General features: G+C 45.3%; 18 protein-coding genes. 14 read left to right on the forward strand and 4 right to left on the reverse strand.

Features of this window, described 5'->3' with window-relative positions:
* The first annotated feature begins 103 nt into the window (after positions 1 to 103).
* Entirely contained in the window at positions 104 to 904 is an 801-nt protein-coding gene (locus RH89_RS10835) for an SH3 domain-containing protein (protein ID WP_004401795.1), read from the forward strand.
* A 42-nt stretch (positions 905 to 946) separates the two neighbouring features.
* On the opposite strand, the gene RH89_RS10840 is transcribed toward RH89_RS10835, so the two are convergent.
* Both RH89_RS10840 and RH89_RS10845 read right to left on the reverse strand, forming a co-directional pair.
* The gene (locus RH89_RS10840; protein ID WP_004401796.1) at positions 947 to 2,464 is read right to left on the reverse strand and encodes an ABC transporter transmembrane domain-containing protein; all 1,518 of its coding nucleotides are present in this window, start codon (positions 2,462 to 2,464) and stop codon (positions 947 to 949) included.
* Positions 2,461 to 3,519 (reverse strand): P-loop NTPase family protein, encoded by a 1,059-nt coding sequence (locus RH89_RS10845; protein ID WP_004401797.1) that lies wholly within the window; start codon positions 3,517 to 3,519, stop codon positions 2,461 to 2,463. Before RH89_RS10845 ends, RH89_RS10840 begins: the two co-directional genes overlap by 4 nt.
* A gap of 267 nt (positions 3,520 to 3,786) precedes the next feature.
* Here RH89_RS10845 and RH89_RS10850 point away from each other — a divergent pair, with 267 nt between their 5' ends.
* The 12 genes from RH89_RS10850 (at position 3,787) to RH89_RS10905 (ending at position 18,063) form a co-directional block, all read left to right on the forward strand.
* Positions 3,787 to 4,236, forward strand: a complete 450-nt coding sequence (locus RH89_RS10850; protein WP_004401798.1) for a hypothetical protein — start codon at positions 3,787 to 3,789, stop codon at positions 4,234 to 4,236.
* Positions 4,237 to 4,899: a response regulator transcription factor gene (locus tag RH89_RS10855; protein ID WP_004401800.1), complete on the forward strand. Its 663-nt coding sequence runs from the start codon at positions 4,237 to 4,239 to the stop codon at positions 4,897 to 4,899.
* Positions 4,886 to 6,247: an ATP-binding protein gene (locus tag RH89_RS10860; RefSeq protein ID WP_004401801.1), complete on the forward strand. Its 1,362-nt coding sequence runs from the start codon at positions 4,886 to 4,888 to the stop codon at positions 6,245 to 6,247. Before RH89_RS10855 ends, RH89_RS10860 begins: the two co-directional genes overlap by 14 nt.
* Position 6,248: 1 nt before the next feature.
* Positions 6,249 to 7,049: an SH3 domain-containing protein gene (locus RH89_RS10865; protein WP_004401802.1), complete on the forward strand. Its 801-nt coding sequence runs from the start codon at positions 6,249 to 6,251 to the stop codon at positions 7,047 to 7,049.
* Between the two features lie 110 nt (positions 7,050 to 7,159).
* Complete coding sequence (locus RH89_RS10870) at positions 7,160 to 8,200, forward strand: porin (protein WP_004401803.1); 1,041 nt, start codon at positions 7,160 to 7,162, stop codon at positions 8,198 to 8,200.
* A 136-nt stretch (positions 8,201 to 8,336) separates the two neighbouring features.
* Entirely contained in the window at positions 8,337 to 8,861 is a 525-nt protein-coding gene (locus tag RH89_RS10875; RefSeq protein WP_004401804.1) for a phosphatase PAP2 family protein, read from the forward strand.
* A gap of 35 nt (positions 8,862 to 8,896) precedes the next feature.
* Entirely contained in the window at positions 8,897 to 9,949 is a 1,053-nt protein-coding gene (locus RH89_RS10880) for an MJ1255/VC2487 family glycosyltransferase (protein WP_004401805.1), read from the forward strand.
* Between the two features lie 344 nt (positions 9,950 to 10,293).
* On the forward strand, positions 10,294 to 11,253 hold the full coding sequence (gene leuO, locus RH89_RS10885) for a transcriptional regulator LeuO (protein WP_004401806.1): 960 nt from the start codon (positions 10,294 to 10,296) through the stop codon (positions 11,251 to 11,253).
* Positions 11,254 to 11,564: 311 nt separating this feature from the next.
* A complete protein-coding gene (locus RH89_RS10890; RefSeq protein ID WP_004401808.1) occupies positions 11,565 to 13,373 on the forward strand; it encodes an AMP-dependent synthetase/ligase in 1,809 nt (602 codons plus the stop codon).
* 413 nt (positions 13,374 to 13,786) lie between these two features.
* The gene (locus RH89_RS10895; RefSeq protein WP_004401811.1) at positions 13,787 to 15,508 is read left to right on the forward strand and encodes an acetolactate synthase 3 large subunit; all 1,722 of its coding nucleotides are present in this window, start codon (positions 13,787 to 13,789) and stop codon (positions 15,506 to 15,508) included.
* 1 nt (position 15,509) lies between these two features.
* Positions 15,510 to 16,004: an acetolactate synthase small subunit gene (gene ilvN / locus RH89_RS10900; RefSeq protein WP_004401813.1), complete on the forward strand. Its 495-nt coding sequence runs from the start codon at positions 15,510 to 15,512 to the stop codon at positions 16,002 to 16,004.
* 184 nt (positions 16,005 to 16,188) lie between these two features.
* Positions 16,189 to 18,063, forward strand: a complete 1,875-nt coding sequence (locus RH89_RS10905) for a sensor domain-containing diguanylate cyclase (protein ID WP_004401815.1) — start codon at positions 16,189 to 16,191, stop codon at positions 18,061 to 18,063.
* 57 nt (positions 18,064 to 18,120) lie between these two features.
* Here the strand turns inward: RH89_RS10905 and RH89_RS10910 are convergent, their stop codons facing one another.
* Together RH89_RS10910 and pykF are read right to left on the reverse strand one after the other, a co-directional pair.
* Positions 18,121 to 18,786, reverse strand: coding sequence for a GntR family transcriptional regulator (locus RH89_RS10910; protein WP_080563996.1), 666 nt, complete (start codon positions 18,784 to 18,786; stop codon positions 18,121 to 18,123).
* 198 nt (positions 18,787 to 18,984) lie between these two features.
* Positions 18,985 to 20,397 carry a pyruvate kinase PykF gene (pykF, locus tag RH89_RS10915; RefSeq protein WP_004401817.1) on the reverse strand — a complete coding sequence of 471 codons (1,413 nt, stop codon included), beginning with the start codon at positions 20,395 to 20,397 and terminating at the stop codon, positions 18,985 to 18,987.
* A 436-nt stretch (positions 20,398 to 20,833) separates the two neighbouring features.
* Between pykF and RH89_RS10920 the strand changes: the two genes are divergently transcribed.
* Positions 20,834 to 21,598: a DeoR/GlpR family DNA-binding transcription regulator gene (locus RH89_RS10920; protein ID WP_004401818.1), complete on the forward strand. Its 765-nt coding sequence runs from the start codon at positions 20,834 to 20,836 to the stop codon at positions 21,596 to 21,598.
* Positions 21,599 to 21,620 lie beyond the last annotated feature (22 nt).

Consider the following 21,620-nt stretch of genomic DNA (forward strand, 5'->3'; position numbering starts at 1 on the left):
TGGGCTGGCGAAGAAAATCGCATAGAGCATGGATCGGATGAAATGCGTATTGACGCAAGTAACACACCGCTTGCCGAACAGAAAATATAAGGACCCCATATCAATGTCATGGCAGAACCGAAAATTTCAATTACGCCCACTTTCAATTAAAAGTCTTATCGGGTGCGCAGGGTTGATCCTGCTGACAGGATGTCAGAGCACTGGTAAAGGCTCAGAAGCATCACAGACAAGTAATGTTTCAGGTAGCTCCAGTTCTGGTCTTATTAGCACTCAGCTTGATGAATTCTTCAGCCAGCAAGCGCGTGACCAGTTCCTTAAGCAATCTATCGAAGCTTTAGAATCTCAGGGAACAAGCGAATGGCAAGGCATCGACTCTGCGACTGCTGCGAAATGGCTCATTAAAGTTGCTTCGCCGGAAGTTCAATCTGTTCAGGTGGAATACCCTGTAGAAAATTCTGTTGATACCACCCAAAGCTTGGTGTTTGTAGGCGTCTCATACGAAACCACCACTGCGCTAAATCTGCGTTCTGGTCCTCGCCAATCCAGCCAGAAGATTGGTCAGCTTATCAAAGGTGAGGAATTTAATGTTTTAGCTCAGGCTAGTGGTAAACCATGGGTGTTGGTAGAGCAGGAAGGTAACGTACGTGGCTACGTTCATCATGATTACATCCAGCCAGCGGGTCCGCAGCAAGATTTAATTGTGTCTAAGGTTGGTGTAACAACGTTTGAAAGCTCTGATGTCGAGACAACAACACTGGAAGGCACATATGTCTGCCGTGATTTACAGTACTCATTTTCTCGTGAAGAGAAAGCGCAGCAAGGTGAGTTTACGGCATGTCAGAAGCAACAAGGTACATGGTACATCGAAGAAGGCAGTGCCCGAATCGTTAAAGTATCGGAATAACTTCTACCGAATTTTAAAAGGGAAGCCAGTGGCTTCCCTTTTTCATGTTTCGGAAACAAAATGTGTAATAAACAAAGTGAATGTTTCCTGACTAGCGAAACTCGACAAGGTGTCAATCAGAGGTTTGTTCTGGCATATCGATAACCGGTCTATGATGAGTAATCTTGGCTCTAGCAAAAGCGCTCTCGCAACCAATATCTTATCTTTCATTTCAGGCTCCAGACCTAAGCCGAACTCCCGTACAGGCTGACTGAGTTTCTCTGTATCAATATCGACCAAGTGACATGCTCGGCGAATTTCTTTATCTGTGGCTTTTCGTCTGCCGTATCGAACATTAGTTAAAATCGTTCCGCGAAACAGCTGACTTCTTTCTTGGATATGAATGATGCTCTTAGATAGGCTTTCTGGGCTTAACCAGTCCAGTCTTCGACCTGATATCACTATATTTCCGTCAAATGGCAAACTGTGTCGGGTTATCACTTCACTTAACTGAGATCGTTTGTTTTGCTTCCAGTCTGTTAGGTGAATGACTTCCCCTTGAGAAAAGTCCACATTAACAGCTTCATCATGTTCACATAATCTAAGATTCTTCAGTTTAATGCTGTGGGCTTCTCTGTGACTCAATCGATTGTTTCGATGAGGTGAAATTTTTACGGCTTCTGACATGGCGGCTTCAAGCCGACGTTTCGCAACGATATAGGTAATCGCATACCCCCAACTGAGCAGAACTTCCCGCAATGAGTGGAACAGCAATCCGAGGATCAGGAGTAGTGTAGCCAGGTCTTCTGCCTGAATCTTGTCTTGCCACACAGAGGTAAGTAGTAGACACGCTAAAGTGACAGGCAGCCAGACAGAAGTTTGTTGGGTTAGGGCGGTTTGAACAACGGTTTCGTGAATAGAGGTCAGAGCTAACTTGTCGCTGGCTCGATTCAGCCGACTGCCTTCTCGTTTGATCTGACGGAATTGATTGACGCACCGATAGGAAACTATGCGTTCGCACAGGTGACCGCTTAGCCGACCGCGATCTCGGCGAAGCTCGCGAGCCAGCTCAAAAAGACTGGGGCTTAACAATAGTCCTACTAGCAGGGCGCAGAGAGTAACCCCAGCAATCAATATGCCCGAATTCCCCCACAATGTGACGAGCAGGCCTAAATACCCAATGATGGAACAGCCATGCGTAACCAGCTTCGCCGCTCCCTGACTAGCCCAGTCTTTAATATTGCTACTGTCTGTGATAAGTCGGGTCATCATCACCCCGAGTCTTTTAGGAGCCCGGTATTCAGGGGCGGACATCAACACGGTGTAAAGTTGATGTCGTACCTCTTTCACATAATGCTGACCGAGCTTCTCTGCCCAAAAAGCTTCCACAAGACTAAATGCCAATATGCCTAATGCGATGCCAAGGAACATGAGCAACAGCGTGATGTCCCAGTTACTTTGCCACAATTGCTTGAGCATCAACATGCTAGACACATTCATTGAGGCGATGATGATCCCGATAAATATCAAAGAAAAAAGCCAGCGAACACGTATTCCCTGGCTTAGTGGCACTAATTTCATGCCGTCAGTTTCTCTTCAGATTGAGCGGGCATGTTGAGTAATGACTGTGCGATTTGAGGTTCGACAAGTTGCACAAGGTTATACACAGGGACGTCGATTTGCTTAGCGGCTTCTCGGTGTGCAAGCGGAGACGCGCAAATCATGCCGCTTATTGCTGGAACATAATAACCCTGGTCTGTTAGCCATTGAGCTCCGGATGTTGCACCTAAAGATTCACGAGCGGTGAATACTATGTTTCTGTAGTTCGCTTTAAAATCAGGATTTTGCAATAAGGCGCGAGTTTCACGTTGATACACACCATCCGCTATTTCAACTACGATGGCATTGCAGCCACGGTCGATGAGTTCAGCAGATAATGTATCGACGATCTGATTGAGTTCATTCAATTCCACTTTAAAGGAAGTTGGGTAGCCTGCATCAGTGAAGTCGATAGCAGAATGCGCACCTGCGTCTTGCATAAGCCATAAATCGCCACCTGCTCCGGTGCCAGTAACTTTCATTGCACCAACTTGATAGCCCGCTTTGCTCAAACCGTGAATGATGTGTGCTGCTGAAGTGGTTTTACCAGCATTCATAGACGTGCCGACGACAACTACATTTGGCACTTTGTGATTAGTTATCTGAGGCTCAACTTTGAAATCAGCTAAGTTGATGACTTTGCCTTCCGCAGTGCCAACCAAGCCAATAGGGCGGATCTCGGTCGGGAAATCAATTTTGTCGTGCCAGCTAAGTGCAGTGCCTGCGATACCACCTGCCGCGACCATGTGGCAGGCTTGCAATGAATCAGGTACTACCGCTTCAAACTGGTCAGGTGCGTAGCGGTTACCATAAGCCAGAATAACCTCGTCGCCTTCAAATAATGAAGCTCGACGTCCATCTACACGTTCACTGCGTTTGTGATGCCCAAGTAATGTAACTTTAGCTAATACCAAGTCGCCTGCTTTTGGCGTTTGAATGCCCGTGACCAAAGTCTGCATGAGTTTTTCAGGAACACGACGAGTAACAAAAGAACGCTTAGCAGCAAGGATACGTTGAGATTGGTTTAGTGAAATCATGGTTCTCTCCAGGAATAAATTCGATGTGTTGCTTCAACGGGGAGCCATTCTAGAAGGGGCTAACTGACGATTAGCTGATAAGTGATGTAAGGTTTTGGTAAGCTTTGAGAATCAAGCTTTAACTTTATGATTTTATGAGTTAATTTTTTCTTACTCTTTCTTTTTTCTGCTATAACAGAAGCATGATTTAATGGTCGCTGTAAGCTCTTCGTAAGGTTACAGTGGGTAAGTTGAACGCTGAAAAATCTCACCATACAGGTAAATGAATTGAAAAAACGGTCTGCCACGCTCTGCATTCTTCTTTTGCTTTCTACTGGGTTTCACAACTCAGTAGCGGCGAATTGTAATGCAAAGCCTTCTGCAAGCTCGTTTTTCAAATTCATGAAGAGTAAGAAAGCAGAAGCGAAAGAAGCAGGGGAAACCTTGTTAAAAGCTTCTGCAAGCACTAACGAATGCCAGCCATCATTTGAATTAAAAGTACTGGATTCACGAGGGCGTGTGGTCACTCGTATATACGATGCCGATACGTTTGAGCTGATCGCCGAAGATAAACCTTCTTTCGCCAGTGGGGGTAGTTCAGACAAAAGCCACTCCGGCAGCAGCGGTGGCTCTGGCAATGGTGGGAATGGCAGTGGTGGATCATCAGGCGGAAGCAGTGATCGTGATGACGACGATGATGATGACAACGATGACGACAATGACAGCGACGACGATTAAATGAGAGCACTAGTAGTAGAAGACAACATCCAGGCGGCAGAGCAGATTTCAGAGGCTTTGACGGGGCATGGTTTTATTGTTGACGTGACTCATGACGGTAACGATGCATGGTTTCAGGGCGATACCGAAGAGTATGACATTGCGATTCTTGATTTGGGGTTGCCTGGTAAAGATGGATTAAGTGTGTTGACGGAATGGCGCAGGGCGGGAAATAAAATGCCAGTCATCATTCTGACGGCACGTGATACTTGGCGTGAAAAAGTCACGGGTCTCAGAGCGGGTGCAGACGATTACCTGGTTAAGCCATTTGAAATGGAAGAGCTGCTTGCCCGGATAGAAGCATTGGTTCGTCGTTCAAATGGGCATGCCAGCTCTGTACTGAAATGTGGAGACATTGAGGTCGATACCGCTACTCAACGCGCTACTCTTAAAGGCGCTCATCTGGACCTAAGCTCATTAGAGTACCGACTGCTGGCTTATCTGATTAATCATCAGGGTGAAGTGGTATCTAAAGCCACGCTCACAGAACACCTATACCAGATGGATTTTGAGCACAACTCTAACGTAATTGAAGTACTGGTGAATCGGGTCCGTAAAAAAATGGGCACGCAACACATTCAGACACGTCGTGGACTGGGATACCAACTGAATGAGCAAGGCTAACGTCTCATTAACCCGCACAGTATTAAAAACGGCGCTGAGCTGGTATCTGGTTGCGTTAGCGCTAGTAGGTGCGCTTCTGTTAGTGGTCTTTGAGTACTACATTCAAAAGCGCTTTGATGACGCAGTTCAGTCTCAGCTGCATGATCTGGTTGCAGCGGCAGAGGTTTCACCTTCTGGCAAACTTGAGCTGTTATGGCAACCTAACAGCCCGAGGTTTAATCAGCCTTTGTCCGGGTGGTACTGGCAAATTTTAGGCTCGGACAATCAGGTACTTCATCAGTCTTTGTCACTGTATAGCGACCTTCCCACTCCGCTCACAACGTTTGACGGAGAGCAGAAATACCACTGGAGCGAGTTTGAAGGACCACTGCAGGATCTTCGGGCGGGCATTCAGACAATTCAGTTTTCTCATGCTAATCAGAGATTACAGTTCATTGTGGCGGGACCTATATCTAACATAAATGAGGATGTACTTGCATTTGCCAAGCCTCTGGTCGGGATATTGCTATTGCTCGCTGCTGTTATGGGATATTCCGTCTTTCGGCAGGTACGGATCATTCTGAGCCCGGTCAGAGAACTCAGTGAAGAAATCGCTCAAATTCGTCAGGGCAAACAAAGCGAAATTGACCGCGAGCTACCAACAGAATTGCAAGATGTGGTGAACGAACTGAATAGCCTGCTCAAGCACAACAGTTCCATTTTGGAACGCTCACGCCTGCAGGCTTCAAACCTCGCCCATGCGCTTAAAAATCCGCTGTCTGTATTGCGTAACGAACTTCAGCGACTGGATGCGAATTCCGCTGAAGTCATGGCGGAGCAATTAGATAAACTCTCTCAGAATGCTCAGACGCATCTTTCACGTGCGCGTCTTGCTGGTTCAATGAATCACCTTGCCTCTCAGACAAATATTGCGGAAAGCCTGAGTGACATTTTGTTCTCGATGGAGCTTCTCTATAAGACCAAACCGTTGGATTTGAGCTTCCGTTGTCATTCTGATTTGTACTTCAAAGGCGATCAACACGATCTGGAGGAAGTGCTGGGAAACATCATTGATAACGCGTGCAAATGGTCGTCAAACAAGGTGTTTGTTGATGTCAGCGCCTTTGAGTATGAAGTGACGATTCAGGTCGATGATGACGGTCCTGGTATCTCCGATGAGAATAAAAACTCCGTGTTCAAGCCGGGTCAGCGTTTGGATGAAACGACGGAAGGGACAGGGCTGGGTCTTCATATTGTTCAAGATGTTGTGATGTTATATGGCGGATCCGTGTCTTTGCATGATTCGCATCTGGGAGGTGCGCGTTTCCAGATCAAACTTCCAGGAGGGTATCCTGATGAAAAGGAATAGAATGAAGTTAACAGTATTTAAAGCCGTTTCCTTATTTGCGGTGGGCACCCTAATGTCTGGGTGCCAGTTATTGTCTTCTCAATCCAAAATCGAAAAAGTGGCGAGTAACGTAAAGCAATCTCATGCCAAAAGCGTTACGGAGATAAGTGATCACCTGGACCTGTATTTAAGCCAGTCCAGCCGTGATCAGTTTCTCAGTCAGGTCACTCAAGCTCTTGAGTCCGATTCAAGTCAGCCATTAACCGGGCGTGACCGGAACACTTACGCCCGGTGGAGTATTCAGGCTGAAGTTCAGGACTGGCAGGCTATCGAAGTAAAACGACCAACCGAAGACGGTGTGGAAACCGAATCGGATCTGGTGTTTATGGACATTCCTTACCGCTCCAAAACCAAATTAAACCTCAGAGCGCAGCCGGGGACTCACGGTGAGAAATTGGGGCTGTTGAGCAAAGGCGAAGTGTTTAATGCGATGGCTCAGGTGCTTGATGAACCTTGGTATCTGGTTGAGCAAAAAGGCGTTATTCGGGGCTATGTTCATAAAGATTACGTTAAAAGTAACGTTTCTAAGCGCAGTATTCTCGCGACTCAGCCGAACCCACTTTTGTACCCTTATCATGAGAAAGAATCGGAAGCCGTTGCTAACGTACCCGTTGAAGGCGTTTTAGGTATCTACATTTGCCGAAACCTTGTATACGAACTCGCAAAGAACGAGGACGTGACAGAGGGGGGCTTTAAAGCCTGCCGTAAGCAGCGTAATGTCTGGTACATAGAAACACCGGAAGTGAGAGGTGGCGCTATTTAGCTCCGAACACACCCTAGCTGACAGAAAGCTTACAGCGCCAATCAGCTTTCTGTCAGGCATGCTTGATTAGGATGTCGTCAGGTTAAGTTATCTGACAAGGCAATATCTTCATGAAAGCACTTTCTCTTTTCTCAAATCGCATTCTTCTCAGTTCTGTACTATTTGGCTTCAGTTTCTCTGCAACGGCTGATATTTCATTAGTTGATGAAAAAGACTACCAAGCCGATTTTTACGGTAAGGCAAAAGTCATTGGGCGTTACCAGAGTCATACCTCTGAATTCAAAGTGGCTGATGACAGTTCCAGGTTTGGGGTCAAAGGGCATTGGGATACTGAACTTGCCCGCGTTTATTCCAAAATAGAAATTGGTACGCATTTAAATACTGGTGCAGATGACTTATTGTCTGTTCGGCTTTTGTATGCGGGTTTGAAAAATGAAGCTGGTCGAGTGGATTTCGGCAAGCAGGAGGCGCTGGTTCATGATCTCGATAACTATGACTTTTCAAATAAGTTAGGCGGGGCGGCACACATCACTAGGGAATCATTAGGAAATCAACGTAACCCTAGCACGCTGTCGGTGCGTACAGACTCAGGGAACTGGAGACTGATGGCGCAATATAACTTTTCTCGGAGTATCGACAAATCTATTCGTTTACGAGTTGGCAGCCAGTCCGTAGGGGCGAAACATCAGGCAATTGATAATGGTTGGTCAGTGGGGGCGCGTTATCGTGACAAAGAGACAGGTATTGCCCTCCGTGGCGCTGTGCAGATGACGTCTTTTAAAGAAAACGCCAATGCGACCAGCATGGGGTTGACGGCAGTAAAAAAAGCCGAGTTGGGAGGCAATCCTGTTCGATTCTCAGGGATGATCAGCCATTACGAGCTAAAAGACCACACTGAAACCGGGCAGGCTGTCGGTATCGGAGGCAGCGTAAAATGGGAAGCGGCAGATCACTTTCATGCGTATTCCGTCATAGAGAATCTTCAAGGGTCAAAAGACTTGTCTGAAGGAAAGGAAACATCGGCGACCTTAGGGGTAGAATACAAAGGCTTTGAAAACATTAAGTTGTATACCGAATCTCAACGTTCCTGGTTTGATGCTGCTAAGCCTGACCAATGGCAGTTCGCACTAGGCGCCCATTACGAGTTTTAAAATAATGCCCGAGTTCTGAATTCTGGATCAGGAGTTCACTCGGGCGTTTTGTCATTGAACTTCAAACATCCCGTCACCTTGTTGTCACCTTACTCGCCTAATTTTTGTGCATGAAACGGTAAAACAGGGGCGGGCTATGAGACCTATTCAACCCATTGCCAGATTCGATCTGGCGTTTTCAAACTTTTGTCTACAACACCGCTTTAATCTTCAAGTCGCGAAAATCAGCAAAGCGGTATCGAAAAGTGGCGATGGTCATCTTTACGCCATTTTAGGGCTGGCTCTCTGGCTGCTTGAGCCAAACTTCGGTGCTCTTTTTCTCGCAGTTGGGCTTATAGCATTCGCGATTGAGCTTCCCATCTACTGGATATTGAAAAACAGCTTTAAGCGCCGCCGACCCGAAGAATTAAGCGACCTGCTGACCGCATTTATAACACCTTCTGATCGTTACAGTTTGCCTTCTGGGCATACAACCGCCGCATTCCTTATGGCGACATTGGTTGGGCAGTTTTATCCAGAGTTCTATTTATTTTCCGTGTGCTGGGCTGCGCTGATTGGGTTGTCTCGAATTTTGTTAGGTGTGCATTTTATTACAGATGTCGTTATAGGCGCAGGCTTAGGTATCGCCTGTGCAAAAGCTGCAATTGTGGCTTACATCTGATTTTACCAGACGCCTTGATTTGGAGAGAAACAGGAATGAAAATATTGTATGGCGTGCAGGGCACTGGAAATGGTCATATCGCGCGTGCCAGAGCCATGGCTCACGCTTTTAAAGATCGCGGTGTAGAAGTGGATTTTCTTTTTTCAGGCAGGGACAAAGACAAATACTTTTCCATGGATGCATTCGGTGATTACCAAACTCGCAAGGGGATGAGCTTTGTCACTCAAAATGGAAAAGTAAACCTCACTCAGACGATTGTACGAAACAGCCTGCTGAATCTGAAAAAAGAGATCGAAGAATTAGATCTAAGCCACTACGACCTGGTGATCAATGACTTTGAACCTGTATCGGCATGGGCAGCGAAACAGCAGAAGGTCCCTTGCATTGGTCTGAGCCATCAAAATGCCTTCCGTTATCAGGTGCCGATAAAAGACACTCGCTGGTTTGATCACTGGATCATTCGTTACTTTGCCCCGACCAATATTCCAATCGGGCTTCATTGGTATCATTTTGATCAGCAGATCCTGCCTCCCATTGTGCACACCACATCTGGGTTGTCTGAGGAGAGCGGAATGTCGATTCTGGTTTATCTGCCATTTGAATCTCTGGTTGATATTCGGGAGCTCCTTGATCGTTTCAGCCACCATCATTTTGAGTGCTATCACCCAGAAATCAAGCACACTCATATGATTGAAAACATCACCTTTCACCCGTTATCTCATGACAATTTTCAACAGAGCCTGAAATCTTGTGTTGGTGTAATCGCCAATGGAGGATTTGAACTGCCGTCAGAGGCGTTAACGCTAGGGAAGAAGTTGCTGCTTAAACCACTTAAAGGACAATTTGAGCAACAAAGCAATGTTGCAACATTAGAGTATCTTGGGCTGGCTTCGGCCATGGATTACCTCGATCCAACAGCAGTGAGAAACTGGCTGGATGAACAAAGCGCAGAAAAAGTCACTTACCCTGATGTAGCGACCTCTATCGTGAACTGGATTATTCAGGGGCGCTGGGACAATGTTCAGGAATTGTGGTCTTCACTTTGGGATCAAGTCGATTATCCAAGCTACGCTACCATTCAAGGGTAATGTCCTTTCATTTTGTGACCCTACAACAAAACGCAAACGTTTTCCTTTTTCAGGTTATCTCTTTGTTAAAGGAGAGCGTTTTGTCTCACTTTTGCAATTTCTTTTGTCAAAATAAGTGAAGTTCTTAGTTTTAGCTTTTTTTAGATATCTCCTATCTATTTGATTATTTATGAAAATTATTTAGTCAGGCTAAAAAATGATAATTTAATATTAAACTACTTGTCGTGTGCATGGTATTTCGAGATATTCTCAAACAAAGCGCAAGCATTAGTGCAGTAAATGCTTTCGATTAACCGAGGCTGATGCCTATTTTTAATCATTATTGAGAAGTAAGGGGCGACCCAATGTCGAATAGGAATGAAGCGATTCAAGCTGTTGCAGGTTATCGAATGGAATCGACATTACGCGGTGTGGATCTGAATTTATTAACCGTTTTTGATGCAGTAATGCAGGAACAAAACATTACACGAGCAGCACACAATTTAGGTATGTCGCAGCCAGCAGTAAGTAATGCAGTGGCACGTTTAAAAAACATGTTTGATGATGAGCTGTTCATGCGACATGGGCGTGGTATTCAGCCAACTCAGCGCGCTCGTCAATTGTTTGGTCCTGTCCGTCAGGCTCTTCAACTGATTCGCAATGAATTACCGGGTTCGGTATTCAACCCTTCTACTTCTTCACGTTTGTTCCGTTTAGCTATCAGCAGCCCTTGTGATGTGCGTTTTGCTCCGGCAATCATGAGCAGCATCGCCCAACAGGCTCCAGGTATCCAACTGCAAATGGAGTCAGATGTCGATGCGGGACTGGCAGAAAAAATGCGCTTCCAGGAAGTCGACTTTGTGATTAACTATGAGAAATTTGAAGAGGCGGGTTACGCCAGCACAGAAATCTTTAGCGATGAGCTGGTGGTTGTTGCATCTTCTTCTCACCCTCGCATTGGAGAGAGTATAACGATTGAAGAGCTACAGGCAGAAATGCATGCCACGCTATCAAAAGTGAATGGTGTCCGCTGTTTTTCAGAGCAGGCATATAAAGACTTAGACTGTCGCTCTGCCTATCAGGGCACCAGTCTCAGTAATATTTTGTATGTAGTCAGCCAGTCTGAATTGATTTCGATTGCACCAAAGTGGTTGGTTGAGAACGGGGTTAACCTGTCGAACGTTAAAATCCTGGATCTGCCCGTTGCGAACAAGCATATTTCTGGCTATCTAAGCTGGCATGAATCCAGTGAAAAAGATAAAGCACACATCTGGATGCGTGACCAACTCATGATGATTTGTGGCGAAGCGGTTGCCGCGAACTAACTTACTTTATAGCGTCGGCTTAGCCCGACGCTTTTTCTTTCAGCTCAACTCTTTTCGCTCCTCTCCTCCTTATTAATAGTTTTTACAATTAAATGTAGTAAAGCTTGCGCCGCATCAGTTGCCTTTTCCTGTCGTGCTTGTACACTTGTGCGGCTTATTCAGCTTACATGTGTATCCCCAAATGAGGTTCTGTAAACCAAGGGAAACATGCACCGTCGAACTGAGTTCAGTACAGTCGACAAGATGGCAAATGGACATGCCATTCATCCGAGCCTGATATGGAAGCAGAGGCGCTGTCAGAGGTAAAAGACATGTTCAATAAAGACTTACACATTGTTAAGTGTATTCGTGAGCGCATAGCTCAAGGCGGAGCCAAAACCGCTCTCAAACACAAAGTCTCGGATGTCTGGGAAAGCATCAGTTGGAAATCGTTTGGTGAACAGGTTGATGCAGTATCACTTGCGTTACTCTCACGTGGGATCGATGTTCAGGACAAAGTAGGCATCTACTCCAATAACATGCCTGAATGGACTATTGCAGACATTGCGACCCTTCAGTTACGCGGTGTAACTGTGCCTATTTACCCAACCAATACAGCAGCTCAGGCGGCTTACATCATCGATAATGCAGACGTAAAAGTTCTGTTTGTAGGTGAGCAGGAGCAGTACGACGCTGCGATGTCTGTGTTCCATGAATGTCCGAAACTAGAGCTGGTGGTCGCGATGACCGACGATATCGTTCTGGAAGACGGTGAGCGAAGCTTGAGCTGGGCATCTTTTATTGAATTGGCTGCTACATCTCCAACCGACGAGTTAGGTAAACGCCTCGAAGAAGTGGAACTGGATGATCTGCTCACGCTGATTTACACCTCTGGAACCACAGGGCAACCAAAAGGCGTCATGCTGACTTACGCCAATATTGCCTCTCAGCTAGAAGGGCACGATCGCCGTTTGGGGCTGACCAATCAAGATGTTTCACTGTGTTTTCTTCCTCTGTCACACGTCTTCGAGCGTGCATGGACTTTCTACGTACTCTACAAAGGTGCAACCAACTGCTACTTGAAAGACACGATGCAGGTGCGTGAAGCTCTGGGAGACATTCGCCCGACAGTTATGTGTGCGGTTCCTCGGTTCTACGAAAAGATCTTCTCTGCCATTCACGAAAAAGTCTCGAAAGCGCCATTTATTCGCAAGATTCTATTCACTTGGGCGGTGAATATGGGGGCGAAGATGGCAGAGTGTAAGCGCACGAATTCCAGGCCCTCATTTATGCTTCAGCGCTGCCATAAACTGGCAGACAAGCTGGTATTGAGCAAGCTACGCGCATTGCTTGGTGGAAGAATAAACTTCATGCCATGTGGCGGTGCAAAGCTGGACGAAACCATTGGTCGCTTTTTCCACGCTATCGGCATCAATGTAAAGCTGGGTTACGGTATGACAGAAACCACAGCAACCATTTCATGCTGGGATGACGGAACGTTCAATCCGGATTCTATCGGTACATCAATGCCTGGGGCACAGGTAAAAATAGGTGAGAACAACGAAATTCTGGTTCGTGGTCCTATGGTGATGAAGGGGTACTACAAGCTACCGGAAGAGACGGCGAAAACGTTCGATGAGCACGGTTTTCTGAAAACAGGAGACGCTGGTAAGTTTGATGACCAAGGTAACCTGTTTATTACTGATAGAATCAAAGAGCTGATGAAAACCTCGGGTGGTAAATACATTGCTCCTCAAATGATTGAAGGCGCCATTGGTAAAGATCACTTTATTGAACAAATTGCGGTCATTGCAGATACGCGTAAGTTTGTATCTGCGCTGATTGTCCCATGCTTCGATGCGCTGGAAGAGCACGCTAAAGAGCTGAATATTAAGTATCACGATCGAATGGACCTCATCAAACATTCACAAGTGGTCGAAATGTTTGAGAGCCGACTTGAAGGGCTGCAGAAAGAGCTAGCTAAATTTGAACAGGTGAAAAAATTCACTCTGCTTCCACAGGCTTTTTCTATGGACTCTGGGGAATTGACCCCAACACAGAAACTTCGTCGAAAGGTCATTAACGACCGATATCAGGACGAAATCGAAGAAATGTACACTGAAATATCCAATAAAAAGTAATACTGCCTACCTTTTCTATCAAAAATAGCCTGCAAATTTGCAGGCTTTTTTGATTTTCCCGTTTGCACATCTCAGTCACGAGAAACATAAAATGTTACATCTGTAAAAAATTTTCGTTCGAATTTGGTTTTTAGGCTAGATAAACCTGCTGTTCTATGTGGGTCTTGCCGTTCGGTAAACTGATAAATGGGGTCGATATAACATATTGGCAAAAATGGGGTGTATGCCTCATTAGACAGCCCGCTTCAATCAGTTGTAAAGTTCGAATGTAACCTTTTTGTTAGTTATGACTGGCAAAGAGTACATAGATGAAGAATTGGAAGTATTTCGAATAGGCTAAAAATAAGCCCTAGACTATGTGACACCAGAGCAGAGAATTGACCTTATTCTACTGATACTGGTAAGGAGAAAATATGGCAATGTTGTCCGGCGCAGAGATGGTTGTGCAATCTCTGATTGAAGAGCAGGTAGAACAAATTTTCGGTTATCCAGGCGGTTCCGTTTTGGATATCTACGATGCACTCCACGCAAAAACCGACCAAATCAAACACGTATTAGTACGCCACGAGCAAGCGGCCACCCATATGGCAGACGGTTATGCCCGCGCCACAGGTAAGCCCGGTGTAGTACTGGTATGTTCAGGTCCAGGTGCCACCAATACAGTGACTGGTATTGCAACGGCATACATGGACTCCATTCCAATGATCGTGATTTCCGGAAACGTACCCAATAACCTGATTGGTAATGATGCGTTCCAGGAATGTGACATTGTTGGGGTATCTCGTCCGATCGTTAAGCACAGCTTTCTGGTGAAAAAAGCGGAAGACATACCCGAAACCATCAAAAAAGCTTTCTATATCGCGACCACAGGTCGACCCGGTCCCGTAGTGATTGATTTGCCTAAAGATGTAATGAATCCGCAGATCAAGCTTCCTTACAGCTACCCAGAAACGATTGGCATGCGCTCATACAAGCCAACGACCTCCGGTCACAAGGGACAAATCAAGAAAGCGCTGAAATCCTTGTTAGAAGCGAAAAAGCCCGTGTTGTACATTGGCGGTGGCGCTGTGATTTCTGAAGCGCATGAGCATATCTTCAAACTGACCGAAGCATTAAACCTCCCTGTAGTCAGTACTCTTATGGGACTTGGCGCGTTTCCGGGAACACACAAAAATGCCCTCGGAATGCTCGGTATGCATGGTCAGTATGAAGCCAACATGGCAATGCACAACGCGGATCTTATTTTTGGTGTGGGGGTACGATTTGATGATCGTACAACCAACAACCTGGAAAAGTACTGCCCAAATGCCAAAGTAATGCACATTGATATCGATCCTTCTTCGATCTCTAAAAACGTTAAAGTAGATCTCCCCATCGTTGGCTCGGCAGAAAAGGTGCTGGCAACCATGGTGAAGCTGCTTGATGAGCATGGTGGCAGCAACGATGAAGCGGCGCTCAATGAATGGTGGGAAGAAATCAAAGTCTGGCAGGACAGAAAGTGTCTGGCGTACGAAACATCATCAGAATGCATTAAGCCGCAGCAAGTGATTGAAACACTTCACAAGCTAACGAATGGCGACGCTTACGTGGCTTCGGATGTCGGTCAGCATCAGATGTTTGCTGCGCTTTACTACCCGTTCAACAAGCCTCGCCGTTGGATCAACTCTGGTGGGCTGGGGACGATGGGCTTTGGTTTGCCTGCTGGAATGGGCGTGAAGTTTGCGATGCCCGATGAAGAAGTTGTCGTTGTCACCGGTGATGGCAGTATCCAGATGAATATTCAGGAACTGTCCACGGCGTTGCAATATGATATTCCGGTTAAAATCATCAACCTGAACAACCGATTTCTAGGCATGGTAAAACAATGGCAAGACATTATTTATCAAGGTCGTCATTCTAACTCATACATGAGCTCTGTCCCTGATTTTGCAGCGATTGCGGAAGCTTATGGTCACGTCGGTATTCGTATCTCCACTCCTGATGAACTGGAGTCGGGCTTACAAAAAGCATTGGATATGAAAGATCGCTTGGTATTCGTTGACATCAATGTCGATGAAACCGAACACGTTTACCCTATGCAAATCAAAGGCGAGGGTATGGACAAGATGTGGCTAAGCAAAACGGAGAGAACTTAATATGAGACACATTATTTCATTGCTGCTGGAAAACCAGCCGGGTGCATTGTCACGTGTTGTTGGTCTGTTCTCTCAACGCGGATACAACATCGAGTCTTTGACCGTATCTCCAACCGATGATGAAACGCTTTCACGTTTGAATATCACCACGACATCCAGTGAAATGCAGTTGGAGCAAATTCAAAAACAACTGCACAAGCTGATTGATGTTCTGAAAGTGCAAGAAGTGACAGAGTTAGAGCACGTTGAACGCGAGCTGATGCTGATTAAAGTGAAAGCGGATGGATTTGCTCGTGCAGAAGTGAAGCGCACAGCTGACATCTTCCGTGGTCAAATAGTCGATGTGACCGCTTCTCAATACACAGTGCAGATGGCGGGAACGAGTGAAAAACTTGACGCGTTCATTAGTGCACTTGAAGAGGTGACAGAAGTCATCGAGGTTGCGAGAAGTGGAGTGGTGGGCATTGCCCGAGGAAAACACGCCCTAAAAGCGTAACCAATTGTATCTTTGAGATTAAGCCACTTCTATTGAGAAGTGGCTTTTTTGATATATTAGTAATTGTTAACAGGATTCTCATTAACCTTATGATATTTGGGTATATGCTGCCTTATAATTATACTTAAGTTTGCGAATGTAATTGATATTTAAGGTCATCAGACCCCATACACAGAGGCCATCAGTGAAAGTAAAAAACCTGATCTTTTATATTGCTCTCACCTGCCTCGTGCTTTCTACTGGCGCCGCGCTGATGTACCACAAGCGCCACAGCCAACTCGTCGACCGACACATTGAACAAATCATCGCTCAGTCACAGCACCAAATGGCGTTTTCAGAACGTGAATTAAGTGAAATCGAAATTCAACTGAGAGCCACAATGGAGCTGCTCCGTGGAAATCGATTTTTGTATGATTACGTCGACAAGCCCATACAGTCAAACCGCGTACTGGTGGAAGAGTTGTGGATGTCGATAGCATCCAGTCAACAATGGTTCAAAACCATCTATTTCATGGATTTGAAGGGCAAAGAATCGGTTGCCGTAGATTATTCCTTCCAAGCAGGAACCGCTTTGGCTCGCCATCATTTACTGAGCCATCAAGACAGCCAACTGTTTGAATTCGCAAACAACTTAATCGCCAATGAAATCGCTTCCTATGGATTAACCATTAAACCCAATGATGTGGCAGGTGAAACGCACTTTAGCCCAGTACTGGAAATCGTCACGCCGATTTATTCGGGCGGCGAGCGTCAGGGGTATCTGGTTTTTGTTCTGGATGTCTGGTTCTTGATGTCGGTGATTGAGTATTCACCCAATTCACAGTTGATGCCTGAAGTAGTCACCAAAGAAGGGGATTACCTAGTCAGCAAAGACAGAGAAAAACTGTTTGGCTTCCTTTTGCCCGAGAGACAGAAATTTAACCTGTCCAACACACACCCAGAAGCCTGGCAGCAAATTAAAGAGCAACAGCGCGGTTATGTTCTGGATGACGGAAATCTGTTGGTGTTCTATCAGGTAGAGTTTTTCAAAGACGGAAACGTAAAGCTGCTGATAGAGATCAGTGAAGCGGAGTTGAATGAAGGCATTGCCATTCAGGCTTCAAGCTTACTTCGTCAGTTTACGTACGTCTTGGTCTGGATATTTTTATTTGCCATTCCAACTGCTTACTTCATTTACCTCTACAAAAAACGAAACTTGGAAAGCAAGCTTGCCATTGCGGCGCTGCACGGTATGTCTGCCGTGATCATCGCAGACAAACGCCATCGGATCATTCAGGTGAACCGCGAGTTTGAAAGTTTATCTGGGTTTGATAACGACGAAGTTGTTGGTCGAAATGCGTTGAAGCTTTTGTGTGGTAAACACAGTAACGACAAGGTACTTGAGATTGCAGAAGGGCTTAAAGACGATGGTGTCTGGGAGGGAGAGCTTATCAATGCGAAATCCAGTGGCGATCAGTTTGTCAGCCTGACCAGGATTCAGTCCATTGACTCCGAGACAGCCCGCTCCAAGTACTTCATTCTTTCCCTGTTTGATATTACGGAAAGAAAGCGTCTGGAGCAGCAGTTAAGGCAACTGAGTGAACGAGACGCTTTAACGGGTTGCTGGAACCGCCGTAAGTTCGATCAGGAGCTATTTATGCAGACTCGGCTGGTGGAGCGTTATTCTTCTAATGCCTGCCTGGCGCTACTCGATATAGACCACTTTAAGCGAATCAATGATGAGTTTGGTCATGATGAAGGTGATAGAGTTATTTGCGCAGTGGCAACAACGTTGGAAGGGCAATTGCGAGAGACGGATTTTCTGGCGCGAATTGGTGGTGAAGAATTTGCGATAATCCTACCGAATACGCAGGTTGAGCAAGCTGAAATCCTATTGAATCGTCTGAGAATTGCCATCGAGCTAGATGCATCAAATCGGGTCACTGTCAGTGCGGGAATTACAGATATCTGCAATGACACAAAACGCTCGTACAAATGTGCAGACATTGCTTTGTATGAGTCGAAAACTCAGGGACGAAATCAGGTATCGGTGTGCATGAGCGATGATGACGTTGCTTAACCAATAAAAAAACGCTGAGCCATGCTCAGCGTTTTTGTTTATACAGCTCGCTAAATATTACTCTTCTTCTGGCAAAATAGATTCTATCTTGCGCTGAGTATTATCCAGGTGTTTCTCAAGCACTTGAAGTGCCTGATCTTCGTTTTTCGCTAACACCAGTTTCATTAGACTTTCGTGCTCATCCACATTGATGAATGTCTTTGTATCGAATGAATCTGAGTTCAATGCGAGGTAACGGTAACGTTTAACTTGGTTATCCAGCTCAAGGAAAAAACCATACATAGTATGAGCGTCAGATCCTTCTAAAAGCGCAGTATGGAAACGTTGGTGGCGCTCTTCCCATTCTGAATTATCGAATGCGTCTTCAGTATGTTGAATACGAGACAATTTATGGAAAGCAGAAAGCACTTCCAGTTCCCAATTTTCGTCACCTTGCTGAATGGCTTTCTTCAATAGATGTGATGCGGCAATTTTCAAACTCTCGAATAAGTCAGACAGTTCGCTGTGTGTCACTGAAGAAACCCAACAACCTTTCTGAGGTTCAAGTCGAACATACTTTTTCCAAGAAAGCTGAACCAATGCCTCACGAATTGGAGACGCCCCCACTGCATATTTTTCTTTGAGTTCTGCTACGACCAATTTCTGGCCAGGCTTCAGATCGCCATTCAAGATATCTTGGCGAATCATTTTTGACACTTTGTCAGTAAGAGTAGGACTAGACACGATATCCCCATTAGTACTTCAATTGCATAATTATTGTAGTCGGCTTTTCCCTTTGAGCTCACATTTATTTGTGTCTCACTTTTAACCACATACAGTTCAGTATGCTGAATAATACGCCATGCGGATTAATGGAGCAAGCTAGTTTCATAAAAAAAGAGGGCTGACGCCCTCTTTTTATTATATGTTAACTAATTGATCTTACAGAACGTGTACAGATGCTGTGTTGGTTGTACCAGATGCAACCAGTGCACCAGAAACCATAACCACGATGTCACCTTTCTTACCAAGACCAGACTCAAGTGCCAGTTCTTTACCGTTCACATAGAAGTCATCAGTGCTGTTGATCGAGTCTACAACAACTGGCGTTACACCTTTAGTAAGAACAAGCTGTGCTGCTGTCTTAGTGTTAGTAGTAAGAGCAAGAATGTTTGCTGTTGGGAAATACTTACGTACTGAACGAGCAGATTTACCGCCTTCAGTTGCAACAACGATAAGTGGCGCAGCCAGTTTTTCAGCTGTGTCTACTGCACCTTTACATACTGCTTCAGTGATACGTAGGCGAGGGCTGTCCAGACGAGAACCTAGCTCTGCTTCTAGTGCGGCATCAGTGCGGTTCGCGATTTGAGCCATGATAGTTACCGCTTCAACAGGGTACTTACCTTTCGCTGTTTCACCAGAAAGCATGACTGCATCAGTGCCGTCCATGATTGCGTTCGCAACATCACCCGCTTCTGCGCGAGTTGGACGTGGGTTCTTGATCATAGAATCAAGCATCTGAGTTGCTGTGATAACCATCTTACGAGCACGGTTACACTTCTCGATCATCATTTTCTGAGCGAAGATAACTTCTTCTGCTGGGATTTCTACACCCAGGTCACCACGAGCAACCATGATGCCGTCAGAAAGCTCTAGGATCTCGTCGAAGTTATCTACACCTTCTTGGTTTTCGATCTTAGAGATGATGTGGATGTGCTCGCCGCCGTTTGCGTTTAGAAGTTCACGGATTTCACGAACGTCTTCTGCTTTACGGATGAAAGAAGCAGCAACGAAGTCAACGCCTTGCTCACAACCAAACTTAAGGTCAGCTTTATCTTTTTCTGAAAGCGCAGGAAGCTTCACAGATACGCCAGGAAGGTTAACACCTTTGTTTTCGCCAAGTGCGCCATTGTTTAGCACTTTACACTTAACTTCAGTTTCAGTAGTGGCTACTACTTCCATCTCGATCAGACCGTCGTCAACCAGAATCGTGTTGCCAGCGGTTAGGTCGTTTGCGAAACCTAGGTACGTTACTGCTACTTTGTCTTTATTACCAACAACAGTTGCGTCTGTTGTGAAAGTGAATTCTTGACCAGCTACTAGATCAACGTCATCGCCGTTCTCTAGTTTGATAGTACGAATTTCAGGACCTTTGGTGTCCAGAAGAATAGCAAGTTGCTTACCAGTGTCTTTCATTACCTGGCGGAAGTTAGCAATACGGTTGCCGTGTTCTTCGAAGTCACCGTGAGAGAAGTTCAGACGCATTACATTCATGCCTGCATCTACTAGTTCGCGTAGCTTCTCTACTGGTTCAGTTTTAGGGCCAATCGTACAAACGATTTTGGTCTTTTTCATGGAAAATACTCTCCGGTACGTATAGTTGCAATTTTAATTCGGGTGAACCACAGGAAACGCTCATAAGAAAGAAAATGACAACATTTTTGAAAGTTGTGATTTTCACTGACTTTAGACGTCAACGTCCTCTGGTATCGCAAAATCTTTCAACTAGTTTAGTGTGTAGCTACCTAAACGATATTGATGTAAGTAAATTTTTGCTTATTTAAATCAGCCTAACTGAAATCGGTTGCAAAAAAATAACGTGAATTTCTGTAATTTTTTTCTTTTAGGGTGCGGATTCTACCACCGAATTTCATCAATATCACGACTCTGGATTGTCTTAGAACAAGGTTTTGATGCAAATTAATTTATTTTTTGCTGTGAAAAAAATAGACAGGTATGTTTCGAATCGATTATATTTCTTTCAAACCGAAATTTAAAATGTCGATTCGAAATGTCAAAGCGAAACACGCAACTGAGAAGACACGCAATTTCTAAACTCGTAGAAGAGTGTGGCGAAGTCAGTGTTGAAGAACTCTCCCATCAGTTTGAAACCTCCGAAGTAACGATTAGAAAAGATCTTGCCACTCTAGAACAAGGCGGACTGTTATTGCGCCGATATGGTGGAGCTGTCGCCTTGCCAAAGGAAACACTTCATGACGACTTTCATACTAAAGTTTCAGTTCGAAAGGTTAAGTTAGCGCAAGCTGCAGCGAAATTGATACGCGATCACAACCGTATCGTCGTTGATAGTGGAAGTACCACTGGAGCATTAATTCAGCAGTTAAATGAGAAAAAAGGTCTGGTGGTCATGACCAACTCTTTGAATGTGGCGAATGCATTAAATGAGCTGGAAAACGAACCCACTTTACTGATGACTGGTGGCACCTGGGATACACATTCGGAGTCGTTTCAGGGACAGGTTGCTGAGTCTGTATTAAGAGCGTACGACTTTGATCAGCTATTTATTGGTGCTGATGGTATCGATCTTGAGCGAGGCACTACAAGTTTCAATGAGTTACTTGGTTTAAGCAAAGTGATGGCAGATGTCTCTCGTGAAGTCATAGTGATGGTCGAATCTGACAAAATTGGACGAAAAATACCGAATCTTGAGCTACCTTGGAAAGAGGTGGATGTGTTAGTAACAGACGGTCAGGTCGATCCTGAATCTGTTGCTGTCATTGAATCTCACGGCGTCAAAGTCATTCAGGTTAGCTAAACCGCTTGCTAGGTCGATAGAC

It is taken from the genome of Vibrio nigripulchritudo ATCC 27043, assembly GCF_000222685.1.
GTDB lineage: Bacteria > Pseudomonadota > Gammaproteobacteria > Enterobacterales > Vibrionaceae > Vibrio > Vibrio nigripulchritudo.

Bases quoted from the DNA above. Each gene is read 5' to 3' on its own strand.
- RH89_RS10875 (WP_004401804.1), top strand. From the start codon at position 8,337: ATGAGACCTATTCAACCCATTGCCAGATTCGATCTGGCGTTTTCAAAC.
- RH89_RS10865 (WP_004401802.1), top strand. From the start codon at position 6,249: ATGAAGTTAACAGTATTTAAAGCCGTTTCCTTATTTGCGGTGGGCACC.
- RH89_RS10855 (WP_004401800.1), top strand. From the start codon at position 4,237: ATGAGAGCACTAGTAGTAGAAGACAACATCCAGGCGGCAGAGCAGATT.
- RH89_RS10835 (WP_004401795.1), top strand. From the start codon at position 104: ATGTCATGGCAGAACCGAAAATTTCAATTACGCCCACTTTCAATTAAA.
- ilvN (WP_004401813.1), top strand. From the start codon at position 15,510: ATGAGACACATTATTTCATTGCTGCTGGAAAACCAGCCGGGTGCATTG.
- RH89_RS10920 (WP_004401818.1), top strand. From the start codon at position 20,834: ATGTCAAAGCGAAACACGCAACTGAGAAGACACGCAATTTCTAAACTC.
- RH89_RS10895 (WP_004401811.1), top strand. From the start codon at position 13,787: ATGGCAATGTTGTCCGGCGCAGAGATGGTTGTGCAATCTCTGATTGAA.
- RH89_RS10845 (WP_004401797.1), bottom strand. From the start codon at position 3,519: ATGATTTCACTAAACCAATCTCAACGTATCCTTGCTGCTAAGCGTTCT.
- pykF (WP_004401817.1), bottom strand. From the start codon at position 20,397: ATGAAAAAGACCAAAATCGTTTGTACGATTGGCCCTAAAACTGAACCA.
- leuO (WP_004401806.1), top strand. From the start codon at position 10,294: ATGTCGAATAGGAATGAAGCGATTCAAGCTGTTGCAGGTTATCGAATG.
- RH89_RS10890 (WP_004401808.1), top strand. From the start codon at position 11,565: ATGTTCAATAAAGACTTACACATTGTTAAGTGTATTCGTGAGCGCATA.
- RH89_RS10880 (WP_004401805.1), top strand. From the start codon at position 8,897: ATGAAAATATTGTATGGCGTGCAGGGCACTGGAAATGGTCATATCGCG.
- RH89_RS10840 (WP_004401796.1), bottom strand. From the start codon at position 2,464: ATGAAATTAGTGCCACTAAGCCAGGGAATACGTGTTCGCTGGCTTTTT.
- RH89_RS10860 (WP_004401801.1), top strand. From the start codon at position 4,886: ATGAGCAAGGCTAACGTCTCATTAACCCGCACAGTATTAAAAACGGCG.
- RH89_RS10870 (WP_004401803.1), top strand. From the start codon at position 7,160: ATGAAAGCACTTTCTCTTTTCTCAAATCGCATTCTTCTCAGTTCTGTA.